This is a genomic window from Nocardioides alcanivorans (genome assembly GCF_021555175.1).
Taxonomy (GTDB): domain Bacteria; phylum Actinomycetota; class Actinomycetes; order Propionibacteriales; family Nocardioidaceae; genus Nocardioides; species Nocardioides alcanivorans.
This window is the reverse complement of record NZ_JAKGRW010000015.1, coordinates 22,465-37,662: the sequence shown is the minus strand read 5'-3', so window position 1 is coordinate 37,662 and position 15,198 is coordinate 22,465. Positions and strand designations below refer to the sequence as shown.

General features: G+C 68.6%; 11 protein-coding genes and 2 pseudogenes. 6 read left to right on the top strand and 7 right to left on the bottom strand.

The genetic code is table 11. The features are described from left to right. The 3 genes and pseudogenes from scpA to L1066_RS08510 form a co-directional block, all read right to left on the bottom strand. Positions 1–2,162: pseudogene (scpA, locus tag L1066_RS08520) on the bottom strand (methylmalonyl-CoA mutase). Next, positions 2,159–3,979, bottom strand: coding sequence for a methylmalonyl-CoA mutase family protein (locus tag L1066_RS08515; RefSeq protein ID WP_235735940.1), 1,821 nt, complete (start codon positions 3,977–3,979; stop codon positions 2,159–2,161). Before L1066_RS08515 ends, scpA begins: the two are co-directional and overlap by 4 nt. Before the next feature lie 106 nt (positions 3,980–4,085). Next, positions 4,086–6,188: a protein kinase domain-containing protein gene (locus L1066_RS08510; protein WP_235735939.1), complete on the bottom strand. Its 2,103-nt coding sequence runs from the start codon at positions 6,186–6,188 to the stop codon at positions 4,086–4,088. Between the two features lie 170 nt (positions 6,189–6,358). Here L1066_RS08510 and L1066_RS08505 point away from each other — a divergent pair, with 170 nt between their 5' ends. The 6 genes and pseudogenes from L1066_RS08505 (at position 6,359) to L1066_RS08485 (ending at position 12,191) form a co-directional block, all read left to right on the top strand. After that, the gene (locus L1066_RS08505) at positions 6,359–7,285 is read left to right on the top strand and encodes a glycosyltransferase (protein ID WP_235735938.1); all 927 of its coding nucleotides are present in this window, start codon (positions 6,359–6,361) and stop codon (positions 7,283–7,285) included. Further along, the gene (locus L1066_RS26550) at positions 7,282–7,413 is read left to right on the top strand and encodes a hypothetical protein (RefSeq protein ID WP_283095339.1); all 132 of its coding nucleotides are present in this window, start codon (positions 7,282–7,284) and stop codon (positions 7,411–7,413) included. Before L1066_RS08505 ends, L1066_RS26550 begins: the two co-directional genes overlap by 4 nt. A gap of 32 nt (positions 7,414–7,445) precedes the next feature. Then, entirely contained in the window at positions 7,446–8,648 is a 1,203-nt protein-coding gene (locus L1066_RS08500; RefSeq protein WP_235735937.1) for a YibE/F family protein, read from the top strand. A 107-nt stretch (positions 8,649–8,755) separates the two neighbouring features. Further along, entirely contained in the window at positions 8,756–9,457 is a 702-nt protein-coding gene (locus tag L1066_RS08495; RefSeq protein WP_235735936.1) for a succinate dehydrogenase cytochrome b subunit, read from the top strand. Positions 9,458–9,472: 15 nt separating this feature from the next. Beyond that, complete coding sequence (locus L1066_RS08490; protein ID WP_235735935.1) at positions 9,473–11,452, top strand: fumarate reductase/succinate dehydrogenase flavoprotein subunit; 1,980 nt, start codon at positions 9,473–9,475, stop codon at positions 11,450–11,452. Then, positions 11,449–12,191: pseudogene (locus L1066_RS08485) on the top strand (succinate dehydrogenase/fumarate reductase iron-sulfur subunit). The gene L1066_RS08490 and the pseudogene L1066_RS08485 overlap by 4 nt, the downstream one beginning before the upstream one ends. 62 nt (positions 12,192–12,253) lie before the next feature. Here L1066_RS08485 and L1066_RS08480 read toward each other — a convergent pair. The 4 genes from L1066_RS08480 to trpS are packed head-to-tail and all read right to left on the bottom strand — an operon-like array spanning position 12,254 to position 15,121. Then, entirely contained in the window at positions 12,254–12,481 is a 228-nt protein-coding gene (locus L1066_RS08480; RefSeq protein ID WP_235735934.1) for an SCO4848 family membrane protein, read from the bottom strand. Positions 12,482–12,527: 46 nt separating this feature from the next. After that, positions 12,528–13,571, bottom strand: a complete 1,044-nt coding sequence (locus L1066_RS08475) for a YihY/virulence factor BrkB family protein (protein ID WP_235735933.1) — start codon at positions 13,569–13,571, stop codon at positions 12,528–12,530. 1 nt (position 13,572) lies between these two features. Further along, positions 13,573–14,079 carry a 2'-5' RNA ligase family protein gene (locus L1066_RS08470; RefSeq protein ID WP_235735932.1) on the bottom strand — a complete coding sequence of 169 codons (507 nt, stop codon included), beginning with the start codon at positions 14,077–14,079 and terminating at the stop codon, positions 13,573–13,575. A gap of 10 nt (positions 14,080–14,089) precedes the next feature. Continuing rightward, a complete protein-coding gene (gene trpS / locus L1066_RS08465; RefSeq protein ID WP_235735931.1) occupies positions 14,090–15,121 on the bottom strand; it encodes a tryptophan--tRNA ligase in 1,032 nt (343 codons plus the stop codon). Between the last annotated feature and the right edge of the window lie 77 nt (positions 15,122–15,198).

Sequence of the window (15,198 nt, the reverse complement as noted above, 5' to 3'; positions counted from 1 at the left end):
TCAGTGCGCGGCGCGCAGTTCGCGGAGGAGGTCGATGGCCGACTCGGCGATCACGGTGCCCGGCAGGAACACTGCTGCGGCGCCCATCTCCTTGAGGGTGGGGACGTCGTCGGGCGGGATGACTCCCCGATGACGACCATGATGTCCCCGCGATCGAGATCAGCGAGGGCCTGCCGCAACGCGGGCAGCAGGGTGAGGTGACCGGCGGCCAGCGAGGAGACACCGACGATGTGCACGTCGGCGTCCACTGCCTGCTGCGCGACCTCCTCGGGCGTGGAGAACAGCGGGCCCACGTCGACGTCGAACCCCATGTCGGCGAAGGCACTGACGACGACCTTCTGGCCGCGGTCGTGTCCGTCCTGGCCCATCTTGGCAACCAGGATGCGGGGGCGGCGGCCCTCCTCCTCCTCGAACTCAGCCGTCATCTCGAGCACGGTGGAGATCACGGAGTCGCCTGCGTTGGTGGCCTCGTCGCGGTACACACCGCTGATCGTACGGATCACCGCCTGGTGGCGACCGTAGACCTTCTCGAGGGCGTCGGAGATCTCCCCGACGGTGGCCTTCGCGCGCGCGGCGTCGACGGCCAGGGCGAGCAGGTTGCCGTCGAGCGAACCGCTGCTGTCGGCCCCACGCTCGGCGGAGTTGGTGAGCGCATCGAGGGCGCGGCGTACGTCGTCGTCGTTGCGCTCGGCGCGCAGTCGCTCGAGCTTGGCGATCTGCTGGCTGTAGACCGCGTCATTGTCGACCTTGAGCACGTCGAGCGGGTCCTCGTCGGCCAGTCGGTAGGTGTTGACACCGATGACCTGCTGGGCACCGGAGTCGATCCGGGCCTGGGTGCGGGCAGCGGCCTCCTCGATGCGCATCTTGGGGATGCCCTGCTCGATGGCCTTCGCCATGCCACCTGCCGCCTCGGCCTCCTGGATGTGGGCCCAGGCCCGCTCCGCGAGGTCGTGGGTGAGCTTCTCCACGTAGTAGGAACCGGCCCACGGGTCGATGATCTCGGTGGTGCGCGACTCCTGCTGCAGCATCAGCTGGGTGTTGCGAGCGATCCGTGCGGAGAAGTCGGTCGGCAGTGCGATGGCCTCGTCGAGCGCGTTGGTGTGCAGCGACTGGGTGTGTCCCTGGGTCGCAGCCATCGCCTCGATCGCGGTGCGCTGCACGTTGTTGTAGACGTCCTGCGCGGTGAGCGACCAGCCACTGGTCTGCGAGTGGGTGCGCAGCGACAGCGACTTCGGGTTCTTCGGGTCGAACTCACGCACGAGCCGGGCCCACAGGGCCCGGGCCGCACGCATCTTTGCGACCTCCATGAAGAAGTTCATGCCGATCGCCCAGAAGAAGGACAGTCGCGGCGCGAAGGCGTCGATGTCGATGCCCGCCTCGAGGCCGGCCCGGATGTATTCCACGCCGTCGGCCAGGGTGTAGGCCAGCTCGAGGTCCTGCGTGGCCCCGGCCTCCTGGATGTGGTAGCCGGAGATCGAGATCGAGTTGAACCGCGGCATCCGCTGGCTGGTGTAGGCGAAGATGTCGGAGATGATCCGCATCGAGGGCGCCGGCGGGTAGATGTAGGTGTTGCGGACCATGAACTCCTTGAGGATGTCGTTCTGGATGGTCCCTGCCAGCTGCTCCGGCTTCACCCCCTGTTCCTCGGCCGCGGCGATGTAGAGCGCCAGCACCGGGAGCACCGCGCCGTTCATGGTCATCGAGACACTCATCGTGTCCAGCGGGATGCCATCGAAGAGCACCCGGGTGTCGTAGATCGAGTCGATCGCCACGCCGGCCATGCCGACGTCGCCACGCACCCGCGGATGGTCGGAGTCGTAGCCGCGGTGGGTCGCGAGGTCGAAGGCCACCGACAGACCCTTCTGACCGGCAGCGAGGTTGCGGCGGTAGAAGGCGTTGGACTCCTCAGCGGTGGAGAAGCCGGCGTACTGCCGCACCGTCCACGGCTGGGTGGTGTACATCGTCGGGTAGGGGCCACGCAGGAACGGGCTGAGCCCGGGCCACGTGTCGAGCGCGTCGAGGCCCTCAAGGTGCTCGGGCCCGTAGACCGGAAGCACCGGGATGCCCTCGGGCGACGCCCACGGCTCACCCTGGCCGACCGCTCCCCCAGCGACGGCGCCGCCGTCGAGCGGCAGACCGGCAAAGCTCTCGGGAATGCTCATGCCAGCTTCTCCCTCGTCGTCGTCAGGAACTCCAGCGCGTTCACGCCAACCGCGCAGGAGTCGTCGATCAGGTCCTCGGCCACCGTGGCCCCGCCCGGCTTGCCGGCGAGTACGACGTGGCGGGCACCGGCGGCGCGCAGGGCCGCGACAGCCTCAGCTCCCCACGCGGCGTAGGTCTTGTCAGCACCCGCCAGGCAGACCACGGTCTGCCCGTCGTACGCCGCCACGAGGCTCTCGACGCCGTCGGTGGCACCAGCCACGTCGACGCCGACACCACCGGCAGCGAACAGGTTGCTGGCGAAGGTCGCACGTGCCGTGTGGGCAGCAACGGGACCGAGCGTGGCCAGGAAGACCTTGGCCTGCGCGGGCTCGTCGCGCAACGCCTCGAAGGAGGCACCGTAGCGGCGGACCTCTTCGGCGTCCGGGTCGGCCTCGCGTTCGGGGAGCACCTCGGCCAGGTTCGGGAACTCCGAGATGCCAGTGAGCGGCTGCTTGCGGCGGGCGATCTCGGCCTCTCGGGCGGCGACGACCTCGTCGACGCGGCCCTGGAGCGACCCGTCGTCGAGAGCGGCCACGATGCCACCGGCCTCCTCGATCCGACCGAACTCGGCCCATGCGGCGCGGGCCAGGTCATCGGTGAGACGTTCGACGGCGTACGAGCCGCCGGCGGGGTCGACCACCTTGGCGAGGTGGGACTCGCTGATCAGCAGTGACGAGGTGTTGCGTGCGTTGCGGCGTCCGAGCACCGAAGGCTGGCCGAGCGGGCTGTCGAAGGGCAGCACGGTGACCGACTCGGCGCCGCCGATGCCGGCCGCGAAGGCCGCGACGGTGGTGCGCAGCATATTCACGTAGGGGTCGTACTTGCCCATCATCGGCCGGCTGGTGACCGCGTGCTGGCGCTGGCCGGATGCGTCGGCGGATGCGCCGGACAGCTCGGCGACCCGGGCCCAGAGACGGCGAGCGGCCCGGAACTTCGCGATCGTCGGGAACTGCTCGGCAGTCGCGGCGTAGCGGAACTCGATGATGGCGAGCGCCTCGTCGACCGCATGGCCGGCCGCGACCAGGCGACGCAGGTAGGCGGCACCGACGGCGAGGCTGTAGCCGAGTTCCTGGGCGTCGGAGGCGCCGAGGTCGTGCACGGCGGTGGCGTCGACGACGGCGCCGAGCGTGCCGGCCTGCTTGGCCAGTTCGGCAACGACGTCGAGCGTCTCGAGGTTGACCGCACCCTCACCGCGCACCTTCGCAGCGATGGGGTCGGCAGCAAGGTTGGTGCCGTCGGCCGGAGTGACACCGCTGTCGCGCAGCACCGCGACCAGCGCCTCCGCCGCGGCGACCGGGTCCTCAGGCGCGTCGAGCACGACGGGGGCAAGGTCGAGGAACACACCCTTGAGGGCGGCTTCGAGGTCGGCAGGCGCGAGCGCCGCGCCCACGCGCAACCACAGCGACGTGGCGCCGTTCTCGAGGTCGACGAGGGCCGCCTCGTTGAGGGCCTTCGCAGCGAGGCCGGAGAAGAGCGGACGGATGTCCCAGCCGATCTCGGGCTTCTCGGCCAGGCGACCGCGGGTGAAGGGCGCCGCACCCGGAAGGCCGGTCGGAGCGACCTCGGTCACCGCGTCGGCAGTGCCGATCGGAGCCACCGGGATGCCGTCGAGCGTGGTGCGGGTCAGCTTGTCCCACACCTTGGAGTCGGGGTCGGCCTCGGTGAGTCGGCCGGACTTGCGGAGCACGGCCGCGGTGGCCTTCTCCCAGTCGGCCGCGCTGTGCTGGTCGCCAGCAGCAGCGAGCGCGAGGCGATCCGCGTCGGATCCAGAAGTCATGCGTCGCAGGATAGGCCGCCGCGTGCCCGGGCCGAGAACTGACCCCGCATGGTGGACGGTGACGGTTCCCACGTCGGGCCGCCGCCCTGATGACGGGCGGAACCTCTCAGCCGATGTTGCGAACCAGCTTGCCCGCTTCGCGGCAGTCGGGGCGCAGACACTCCGGGGACGCCAGGAGCACCGGGTCCTCGAACCCCTCCCCGGTCGAGCGATACCAGGTCAGGTCGAGCGTCCCGGTCTCCTCGTCGGGACCGTACGTCGAGACGATGTCCTCGAGGCCGTCGCCGTCGACATCGGTGGCAACCATGATGGGGGTCACATAACCGTCGAGTTCGTCCACCGGCTCTGCCCACGTCTGCGGCGTCACGAAGGTGTCCTGCGAGAACTCGGTCACGGTGATGCCGAGCCCGTAGCCGCCGGCGTCCCGGTTCATGTGGATCATCGCCACCAGCTCGTCGGCGCCGTCACCGTCGACGTCCGCCGCGACGTAGCTGCCCAGCAGCAGGTTGTAGACCTTGTCCTCGATGCGCGTCACCGGCTGCTTGGTGAAGCCGTCTCCCGTCGAGAGGAAGGCCCTGATGCGGAGCCCGCCCTGGTCGGGGTTGCGCAGGGAGTAGACGTCGTCCTTCCCGTCGCCGTTGAGATCGCCGATGCCGAGCTGGTCGCTGGTGTTGTCGCGCTCCCCACCTCGCCAGCTGAACTCGACCGGCTTGTCGAAGCCGGCACCGTTGCTCAACGCGACGGCCAGCACCAGGTAGTTGTCCTGGCGCTGTGTGGGCACCAGCAGGTCGTCCTTGCCGTCGCCGTTGAAGTCACCCAGCCCGTAGCTGGCGTCGCTGTAGATCTCGGTGTTCACCGGCAGCCGTTGCGTCTGCGGCTCACCCGGTCCCTCGTCGGTACCGAACCACGTCCGGACCTGGAGTCGGCGCTCGTCCTCGCTCTCCGTGACCTCCACCTGGTCGATCCTGCCGTCACCGTTGACGTCACCCGACCAGGTGTTGCGCTGGCGACTCCCCATGTCCTCGATCGGTCCCTCGAACGCGGAAGCATCCTCGTTGGCGGTCCACAACTGCTGCGGGAGTCCCTTGATCTCGGACCCGTCCGCCCAGATCCGGCTCAGCCGTACGTCGCCCCGACCGTCGTTGTCCCAGTCTCCGGCCACGGGGTCCTCGATCGGCGCCGGGCCGGCGGCCTCGTCCGCATCCCCTGCGCCTGCGGTGTCATCGCCCACGGCCAGCCACACCCCGCCGCCGGCCAGGACCAGCGCCAGCGCCGCCACCCCACCGATCAACCAGCTCCTGCGACGGTGGCGAGTGGGCTCCCCGGCAGCCGACCCGGCCTTGCGGAACGACGTACCCGACGGTCCGGCCCCCAGGTCACCACCGCGGACGAGCTCGAGAAGGTCGCGACGGAAGTCGGCAGCGGAGCCGTAGCGAGCCGCCGGCTCCTTGGCCAGGGCCCGCGCGAGCACCGTGTTGACCCGGATCGTGGTCGGATCCGTGCCGGGCAGCTGCGGCACCGGCTGGTTGGCATGCGCGATCGCGACCTCTACGTCAGATCCCGAGTAGGGGGCGGATCCGGTCAGACAGGCGAAGAAGAGACAACCCAGGGCGTAGATGTCGCTCGGCCGCCCGGCTGGCTCCCCACGGGTCCGCTCGGGCGAGAGGTATTCCCAGCTTCCGGCGACATCCCCCGCCTGTGTCATCGGGTCATGACCGTCGCTCTTGGCGATACCGAAGTCACTGAGATAGGCAAAGGGCTCGGAGCCGTCCGGATCGCGGAGCAGCACGTTGGCAGGCTTCACGTCACGGTGCACCACCCCGGCCGCGTGGGCGTCCTGCAACGCACTCGCGACCTGAGCACAGATGCCGGCCGCCACAGCGAGCGTGAGCGGGCCACGTCGCAGCACCGATCCGAGGTCGCCGCCGGACACGTACTGCATGGCCAGGTAGGGCACGCCGTCGACGTCGCCGTGGTCGAAGATCGTGATGATGTGCGGTGAGTCGAGCCGCGTGAGGGTCTCCGCCTCCCGGTGGAAGCGGGCCAGGAACTCCTCGTCCCCGGCCAGCCTGCCCGAGACCAGCTTCAGCGCGACACTGCGCTGCATCCGGGTGTCGGTAGCGAGGTGGACCACCCCCATCCCGCCGACGCCGAGCTGCCGCTCGATCCGATAACGGCCGAAGGCCTCTCCCACACCCGGCACTGCCATCAACCCATCGCCTCCTGGTCTCCGGCGCGCACCCGCGCCGCACCTCACCCTCACCCGTCGTTCCCTCGTGGACGGCGGAGGAAACCTTTCACCTGCCCGCCGGACGATCAGCATCGACCGTTGCCCGGGGCGTCACCCGGCGGCCACCTTCGCGCGCCACCGTCTGGACCATGAGCAGGATCGCGCTGGTGACCGAGGCATTCCATCCGGCAGTCGATGAGGCCACGGTGACCGTCCGCCACCTGGCCGACGAGTTCCTCGACGGCGGTCACGACGTCCTGCTCGTCAGCGCAGCCCCCGGCATGGCCGTCTACCGCCACTGCCGCGTCGCCCGGGTGCGTGCTTGGGAACCAGTCGGCTCGCAGGTGCGGGCCGCGTTCACCGAGTTCCGCCCCGACCTGGTGATCGTCGCCTCTCCGGCAACGATCGGCCGGAAGGCGCTCAAGCATGCCCAGCGCCTGGGGATGCCGACCGTCACCCTGGAGCACCGCGCTCCGGACGAGCTCTCGGTGGAGCCGTGGATGACGTCGGTCCCCAGTCGCAGTGACCTCCTGCTCACGGTGAGCAGCTGGCAGCAGCAGCGCCTCGTCGACGTCGGCCACCCCTGCCTCGCCTGGCAGCCGGGAGTCGACGTCGACACCTTCACTCCCCGCGCCCGCGACGAGCACCTCCACGGCAGGTGGGCGCGTACCCATCGGCCGGACGGCCCTCTCGTCGCAGTCGGCTACGTCGGCCCACTCCGCAAGCGCGACGGCGTACGTCGCCTGCGTGGCCTGGAGGCTCTCAGCGGCGTCCGCCCGGTGGTGATCGGGCACGGCACGCAGCGTGAGTGGCTGCGCGACCGGATGCGTCGGGTCAGCTTCCTCCCGGAGCTCGCGAGCCTCGAGCTCGCCAAGGCAATCGCGTCCCTCGACGTCCTCGTGCACCCGGGCGAGGCCGTGACCGCCGGCCACGCGCTGCGAGCCGCGGCAGCATGCGGCGTACCCGTCGTGGCTGCTCGTGCCGGCGCTGCGCCTGAGATCGTGCGCCACCTCGAGACCGGCCTGCTCTTCTCCCTCGGCCCGACGACTTCGTCGACGAGGTGGCGGCGTTGGTGAGCGACCGGTCGCGTGCCGAGTTCGCACGTCACGCCCGAGACCTCGCCCGGGCCCGCCCGTGGTCGGTGGCTGCCGAAGAGCTGCTCGACTTGGTCACACCACTGATGACCTTTGCGCGCGCCGCCTGACGCTGCATCTCCGCGGTCGAGAAGATGGCGTCATGGGCACGCACCACCATCGCGCTGAACGGATCGACACCGCCACCGCGCCCCGACGCATCCTTCTCGGTTTCCTGGTCACGGCCGGTCTCGCAGCGGTGCTCGGTGTGATCCTCCAGTGGCCGCATGCCGAGGACCAGCCCGAACTCCAGCAGTGGACAGCAGACGGTGTGACCCAGCTGGATGCCGAGGTGGAGAGCGTCGCCGCGCCCTGTCCGCCGGCCGCAGGCGACTCCTCGGGTGAGCGGGACCGGCCCGAGGGGTGCGACCAGATCGTGGTGGTGCCCGCCACCGGCGCGAGTGCCGGCGAGTCGGTGCCGATCCACGCCGGGCCGCAGGCCGCGCGCTCCGGCGTACGGCCGGGCGACACCGTCCAGCTGCTCGCACTCCCGCAACCCGACGGCGCCGATCCGGTGCTCTCCTGGGTCGGCGTGGAACGGAAGCTCCCCATCGGCTTGATCACCGTCGGTTTCGTGCTCGTCGTCGCGATTGTCGCTCGGCTGCGAGGGATGCTGGCCCTGGTCGGGCTGGTGTTCGCCGCAGGTGTGATCGGCACGTTCATGCTCCCGGCTTTGCTCGGCGGCGGTTCCGGGGTCGGGGTGGCCCTGGCCGGCTCCACCTTGATCATGTTCGTGGTGCTCTACCTGACCCACGGGGTGTCGATCCGGACCAGCACCGCTCTCGCGGGGACGCTGCTGGGCATCGCGGCCACGGCCTTGCTCGGTTGGTGGGCCGTCGGCGCCGCGCGACTGTCCGGGGTGAGCGGCGAGGAGGGCGAGATGTTGGCGTCGCTGATCCCGGGAGTGAACTTCCAGGGGCTGCTGATGTCGGCCGTCATCATCGCGGGGCTCGGCGTGCTCAACGACGTCACCATCACCCAGTCGTCGGCGATCTGGGAGCTGCGGGCAGCCGGCCCGGAGCTGACCCGGCGGCAACTCTTCGCGAGCGGCATGCGCATCGGCCGGGACCACATCGCCTCGACGATCTACACGATCGTCTTCGCCTACGTCGGCACTGGCCTGCTGCTGCTCATGCTGCTGTCGGTCTACGACCGCGGGTGGAGCGTGGCCCTGGTCGACGAAGCGCTGGGTGAGGAGGTGATCCGAACGCTCGTGACCGCGATCGGGCTGGTGCTCGCCGTCCCCATCACCACGGCCGTGGCGGCATCCACCGTCACCGGGCCGACGACCACACAAAATGGTTAGGGTAGCCTAAAAGACAAGTGACCCGCTAGTAACCGGGCGTATCTCACACCATCGGTTTGGGGACACCCGTCACAATCGGCCGACGGCTGGGGGTAGCCTGAGTTCTCGTGGCTACCCCGACTCTCATCAAAGGCGGCCGGTCGACGCGATCCACGATCGCGCTGAAGCTCCTCATGGCCGTGACCGGCCTGATCTTCATCGGCTACGTGCTGCTGCACATGTATGGCAACCTCAAGGTCTTCGCCGGCCAGGAGGCCTTCGACGAGTACGCGCACCACCTGCGCACCTTCGGGGAGCCCATGCTCCCGCACGAGGGTCTGCTGTGGATCGTGCGCGTCGTCCTCCTCCTGTCGATCATCGGGCACGCTTATGCGGCCTTCACGCTGTGGGCTCGCGCCAACCGTGCGCGCACCAACAAGTACGTCGTGAAGAAGGCAGTGGCTGCGACCCTGAGCTCGAAGATGATGCGTTGGGGAGGTGTTGCGCTGCTGGCGTTCGTGGTCTTCCACCTCCTGCACCTCACCACCCACACCATCAACGTCAACGGCGATCCCGAGTCGCCCTACGACCGCGTCGTCAGCTCGTTCCAGCCCGAGCGCTGGTGGGTCGCGGTGATCTACCTGGTCGCCATGGCCGCGCTCGCCATGCACCTGCGTCACGGCGTGTGGAGCGCCTGCCAGACCCTCGGCCTGACCAACAGCGCGCGCGCCCGGTTGCGCGCCAACAGCGCTGCGGTCTTCCTGGCCGTGCTGGTCGCCGGCGGCTTCGCGCTCGTGCCCCTCTCCATCCTCTTCGGCATCGTCGACTAAGGGCTGATTCCTCACATGACCACGAACACGAACACCAGCGACGCCGCTGGCTTCTTCACCCTCGGTGACCCGATCGCCGACACCAAGGCGCCCATGGACGTTCCCGTCCAGCAGCGCTGGGAGGAGCGCAAGGCCCACGCCAAGCTCGTCAACCCGGCCAACCGCCGCAAGATCAAGGTGATCATGGTCGGCACCGGCCTGGCCGGTGCCGCCGCAGGCGCGACCCTGGGCGAGGCCGGCTACCAGGTCGAGAGCTTCTGCTACCAGGACTCCCCGCGCCGGGCCCACTCGATCGCCGCCCAGGGCGGCATCAACGCGGCGAAGAACTACCGCAACGACGGCGACTCCGTCTACCGCCTCTTCTACGACACGGTGAAGGGTGGCGACTTCCGCTCCCGCGAGTCGAACTCCTACCGTCTCGCCGAGGTCAGCGCCAACATCATCGACCAGTGTGTCGCCCAGGGCGTCCCCTTCGCCCGTGAGTACGGCGGCCTGCTCGACAACCGCTCCTTCGGCGGCGTGCAGGTCTCCCGCACGTTCTACGCCCGCGGCCAGACGGGTCAGCAACTGCTCATCGGCGCCTACCAGGCGCTGGAGCGTCAGGTCGCCGCCGGCACCGTGACCACCCACACCCGCGACGAGATGCTCGAGCTGATCGTCGTCGACGGCGTCGCCAAGGGCATCATCACCCGCGACATGGTCACCGGCGAGATCGAGACGCACCTCGGTGACGCGGTCGTGCTGGCCACCGGTGGCTACGGCAACGTCTACTTCCTCTCCACCAACGCGATGGGCTGCAACGTCACCGCCGCCTGGCGGGCGCACCGCAAGGGGGCCTACATGGGCAACCCCTGCTACACGCAGATCCACCCGACCTGCATCCCCGTCTCGGGCGAGAACCAGTCGAAGCTGACCCTGATGTCGGAGTCGCTGCGCAACGACGGTCGCATCTGGGTGCCCAAGAAGCGCGAAGACTGCGGCAAGGACCCGCGCGACATCCCCGAGGAGGACCGCGACTACTACCTGGAGCGGATCTACCCGGCATTCGGCAACCTGGTCCCCCGCGACATCGCCTCGCGTCAGGCGAAGTACATGTGCGACGACGGTCGCGGCGTCGGCCCCGAGGTCGACGGCGTGCGTCGTGGCGTCTACCTCGACTTCGCCGACGTGATCGCCCGCCTGGGTCGCGACACCGTCGAGGCCAAGTACGGCAACCTCTTCGACATGTACAAGCAGATCACCGCGGAGGACCCCTACGAGGTTCCGATGCGCGTCTACCCCGCCGTCCACTACGTGATGGGTGGCCTCTGGGTCGACTACGACCTCGAGAGCAACATCAAGGGTCTGTTCGTCACCGGTGAGGCCAACTTCTCCGACCAGGGCGCCAACCGTCTCGGCGCCTCCGCCCTCATGCAGGGCCTGGCCGACGGCTACTTCGTCCTGCCCTACACCCTCGCCAACTACCTGGCCGACCTGCCGGAGCGGATCGACGAGTCCCACCCCGCAGTCATCGAGGCGCGGGAGTCGGTGGATGAGCGCATCAACCACTTCCTCACCGTGAACGGCACCCGCTCCGTGGACAGCTACCACAAGGAGCTGGGCCACATCATGTGGGAGTACTGCGGCATGGACCGGACCAAGGAAGGCCTGACCAAGGCGATCGGTCTCATCCGCGAGCTCAGGGACGACTTCTGGAAGAACGTCAAGGTCCTGGGCACCGCCGACAGCCTCAACCAGAGCCTCGAGCGGGCCGGCCGCGTTGCCGACTTCCTCGAGCTCGGTGAACTGATGTGCATCGACGCGCTGAACCGGCGCGAGTCCTGCGGTGGACACTTCCGGTCCGAGTCGCAGACCCCTGAAGGCGAGGCCGCACGCATCGACGAGGAGTTCGCGTACGTCGCTGCTTGGGAATGGGGCGGCGACGGCGACCCGGTCCTGCACCAGGAAGCACTCTCCTACGAAGCGATCGAGATGAAGGCCAGGTCCTACAAGTGAAGCTCACCCTCAACATCTGGCGGCAGGCGAACCAGCAGGCGAAGGGTGCGATGCACACCTACCAGCTGGACGGTGTCTCGGAGGACATGTCCTTCCTCGAGATGCTCGACCACCTCAACGAGCAGTTGAACGACAAGGGTGAGGACCCTGTCGCGTTCGACTCCGACTGTCGCGAAGGCATCTGCGGCACGTGCTCGCTGATGATCAACGGCGAGGCGCACGGTCCCGAGGTCACCACGACCTGCCAGCTGCACATGCGGTCCTTCAAGGACGGCGAGACGATCACCATCGAGCCGTGGCGCGCCGACCCCTTCCCGGTCATCAAGGACCTCGTGGTCGACCGCTCCGCCTTCGACCGAATCATCCAGTCGGGCGGCTACATCTCGGTCAACACCGGTTCCGCCCCGGAGGCCAACAACCTGCCGGTGAACAAGGAGAAGGCGGACCGCGCCTTCGACGTGGCCACCTGCATCGGCTGCGGCGCCTGCGTCGCCGCCTGCCCCAACGGTTCGGCCTCGCTGTTCCTCGGTGCGAAGATCACCCACCTCGGTGAGCTCCCCAGGGCCAGCCGGAGCGCTTCAGCCGCGTGGTCGACATGGTCACCCAGCACGACCACGAGGGCTTCGGTGGCTGCACCAACATCGGTGAGTGCACTGCTGCCTGCCCGAAGGGGATCCCGCTCGACGTGATCTCCCAGCTCAACAAGGATCTGCGCACGGCCATGCAGCACGGCCGCTGACCCAGCGCGAGCAACGAAGGCCCCCGTCCTGACGGACGGGGGCCTTCGTGCACGCTGAGCAGTTACTTCGACTTGGTCGCCTTGAGGGCCTTCCAACCCAAGGCGCCGAGGAGACCGGCGATCACGAAGTTCACGACGATCAGGACGGTGTGGGCCACCCAGTAACCGGTGGCCCTGTCCTCGCCGTCCGCGTAGGCGTTGAACAGGTTGCGGGCGAAGTTTCCGAAGGAGAAGACGTTCCACGCAGCAACGGCGAGGAGCAGGACGGCATGCTTGCGTTCGAACTTCATGGCCGTATTCTCCCACCCCGCTCATGCACGAGCGCTGCGCGGGTGGTCAGCTGCGTTTGCGCACCAGGCGAGCGATCAGGATGCCCAGCACCGAACCGACCCCCACCAGCACCGAGGGCGGGTAGGTCGTGGGCTCGGCCCGAGTGCCCAAGGGACCGACCGAGGGCCCTTCCGGGGGCTGCACGTCCTCGATCTCACGAGCCTGCCGCTCCTCGATGGCCCGACGGGTGGTGTAGGCCCAGGAGGCCGCGTACATGACGACCCGGGAGAAGTAGTTGATCCAGACCACGAGGATCAACGCGATGCCGAAGGCCTGGAACGCCGGCTGGTTCTTGGTCGAGGCGATGAGCCACGTGGAGAGCTGCTTGAGCGCCTCGAAGGCGACCGCGCCCACCAGGGCACCGGCCCACAGGGAGCGGTTGGGCACCCGCGGGCGCGCCAGGAGCCAGAAGATCGTGAAGAAGAGCAGCGCACCGGAGAGCATCCCGATCGCCAAGCTGATGACCGTGACCAGCGGCCCCAGGCCGACGCTCAGCCCGATCCAGTCGAGCACGGTGTCGGACATACGGATCAGCACACCGGAGAGACCGATGCTGAGCATCATCACGATGCCGACGAGCAACAACGAGAGCAGGTCGCGCAGCTTCCCGATCACGAAGTTGGGTTGCTGTGCCTCGGGCTCGTCGAACGCCGCGAGCAGCGCCTGGCGCATCGCCGACAACCACCCGAGGCCGGCATAGGCGACACCGAGCAGGCCGATGATTCCGACCGCGCTGGCGGAGTTGCTGATCTGCTCCAGCGAGATCTGGTTGTCGCCGTTGCCGACGAGGCCGGGCAGTACCTGACCGATCGCCTCCGTGAGATTGTCCTCGGCGTCGGGCGCCACCGCAGCCAGGAATCCGACGATGAAGAAGGCGAGAGCGAGCACCGGGAAGAACGAGAGGAAGGCGAAGTAGGTGATCGCCCCGGACAGCAGGTTGCCGTCAACCGCGCCGTAGTGCTCCTGCATTCGGAACACGTGGTCGATGAACGGTCGCCGACGACGGATCTCGGCCAGCTTGGCCTTCAGACGATCACCGATGCTTGCCATGTCACTCCCCCAGTGGATAGCTGCTGGTCACCTGCCAGCCGACCACCTCGTCATGCACGTAGAGGTGGAAGGCCTCGACGTCGAACTGACAGTCGAAGTCGGCAAGCTCGGCGAAGGCCCGGTCGAGGACCGGGTCCGGCAGGTGATGCGCGACGGTGACGTGCGGGTGGTAGGGGAACGCCAACTCCTGGCTGAGCGGCCCACTACGCACGCCTGCGGCCAGACGCTCACATGCGGAGATGCCCTCCACCACACCGACGAAGACCACCGGGGAGACCGGACGAAAGGTGCCGGTGCCCCGCAGATGCAGCGTGAACGGCCGATTGACCCGCGCGACGGCTTCGAGGTGTCCACTGAGTTCTCCGGGCTCCGGGAAGTCGGTGGGCGGCACCAGCGTGACGTGCGTCGGGATCAGTGCGGCCGTCGTGTCGCCGATCGACGTGCGGTAGTCCTGGAGCCGGCTTGCCCAGGGCTCCGGGATCGCGATCGCAACTCCGACGGTTGGCACGCGGTTGACCCTACCGGCTGGTGGGGACGACGAAGCCGACCCGGTCGTAGACGTCGGCAAGGGTGCGCTCGGCAACCGCCGCAGCTCGCTCGGCGCCGCTGGCGAGAACAGCGTCGAGGGCTGCCTTGTCCTCCAGCAGCTCGAGGGTCCGGTCGCGGAACGGTGTCACGAAGTCGACCACGACTTCAGCCAGGTCACCCTTGAAGTCGCCGTACCCCCGCCCGGCGTACTTCTCCTCCAACGACGCGATCGAGTCGCCGGTGAGCGCGGCATAGATGGTGAGCAGGTTGGACACCCCCGGCTTCGCCTCCGCGTCGAAGCGCACCTCGGCACCGGAGTCGGTGACCGCTGAGCGGATCTTCTTGGCCGACACCTTCGGGTCGTCGAGGAGGTCGATGATGCCGGCCGGGGACGACGCCGACTTCGACATCTTGGCCGTGGGCTCCTGAAGATCGGTGATCTTCGCCGTCTCCTTGAGGATGTAGGGCTCGGGGAGGCGGAAGGTCTTCTTGAACCGGTGGTTGAAGCGCTGCGCGAGATCGCGAGTCAGCTCGAGGTGTTGACGCTGGTCCTCACCGACTGGCACGTAGTGCGGCCGATAGAGCAGGATGTCCGCCGCTTGGAGGATCGGGTAGGTGAAGAGGCCGACGGTCGCCGCCCCCTCGCCGCCCTTCGCCGACTTGTCCTTGAACTGCGTCATCCGGCGGGCCTCGCCGAACCCGGTCAGGCACTGGAGCACCCAACCGAGCTGGACGTGCGCCGGCACCTGGCTCTGGATGAAAATGGCCGACTTCTCCGGGTCGACGCCCATCGCCACGAGTTGGGCTGCCGAACGACGACACCGCTCGCGGAGCAGCTTGGGGTCGTGCTCCACCGTGATCGCGTGCTGGTCGGCGATGAAGAAGAACGGCTCGTACTCGTCCTGCAGGTCCACCCACTGCCTCAGCGCGCCCAGGTAGTTGCCGAAGTGGAACGAGTCGGCCGTGGGCTGGATGCCGGAGAGGACACGCGGCTTGGCCGCGGGCGCAGTGCTGGTGGACATGGGTTCATCCTTCCACCCCCGCCGCCGGCGCGCCGGGAGAGGGTGGTGGCGTGGACACGGCCCGTACGCCGCCGGGA

Coding starts and splice junctions, on each gene's coding strand:
- L1066_RS08490 (WP_235735935.1), top strand. CDS start 9,473: ATGACCACGAACACGAACACCAGCGACGCCGCTGGCTTCTTCACCCTC.
- L1066_RS08475 (WP_235735933.1), bottom strand. CDS start 13,571: ATGGCAAGCATCGGTGATCGTCTGAAGGCCAAGCTGGCCGAGATCCGT.
- L1066_RS08505 (WP_235735938.1), top strand. CDS start 6,359: ATGAGCAGGATCGCGCTGGTGACCGAGGCATTCCATCCGGCAGTCGAT.
- L1066_RS08480 (WP_235735934.1), bottom strand. CDS start 12,481: ATGAAGTTCGAACGCAAGCATGCCGTCCTGCTCCTCGCCGTTGCTGCG.
- L1066_RS08515 (WP_235735940.1), bottom strand. CDS start 3,979: ATGACTTCTGGATCCGACGCGGATCGCCTCGCGCTCGCTGCTGCTGGC.
- trpS (WP_235735931.1), bottom strand. CDS start 15,121: ATGTCCACCAGCACTGCGCCCGCGGCCAAGCCGCGTGTCCTCTCCGGC.
- L1066_RS08500 (WP_235735937.1), top strand. CDS start 7,446: ATGGGCACGCACCACCATCGCGCTGAACGGATCGACACCGCCACCGCG.
- L1066_RS08510 (WP_235735939.1), bottom strand. CDS start 6,188: ATGGCAGTGCCGGGTGTGGGAGAGGCCTTCGGCCGTTATCGGATCGAG.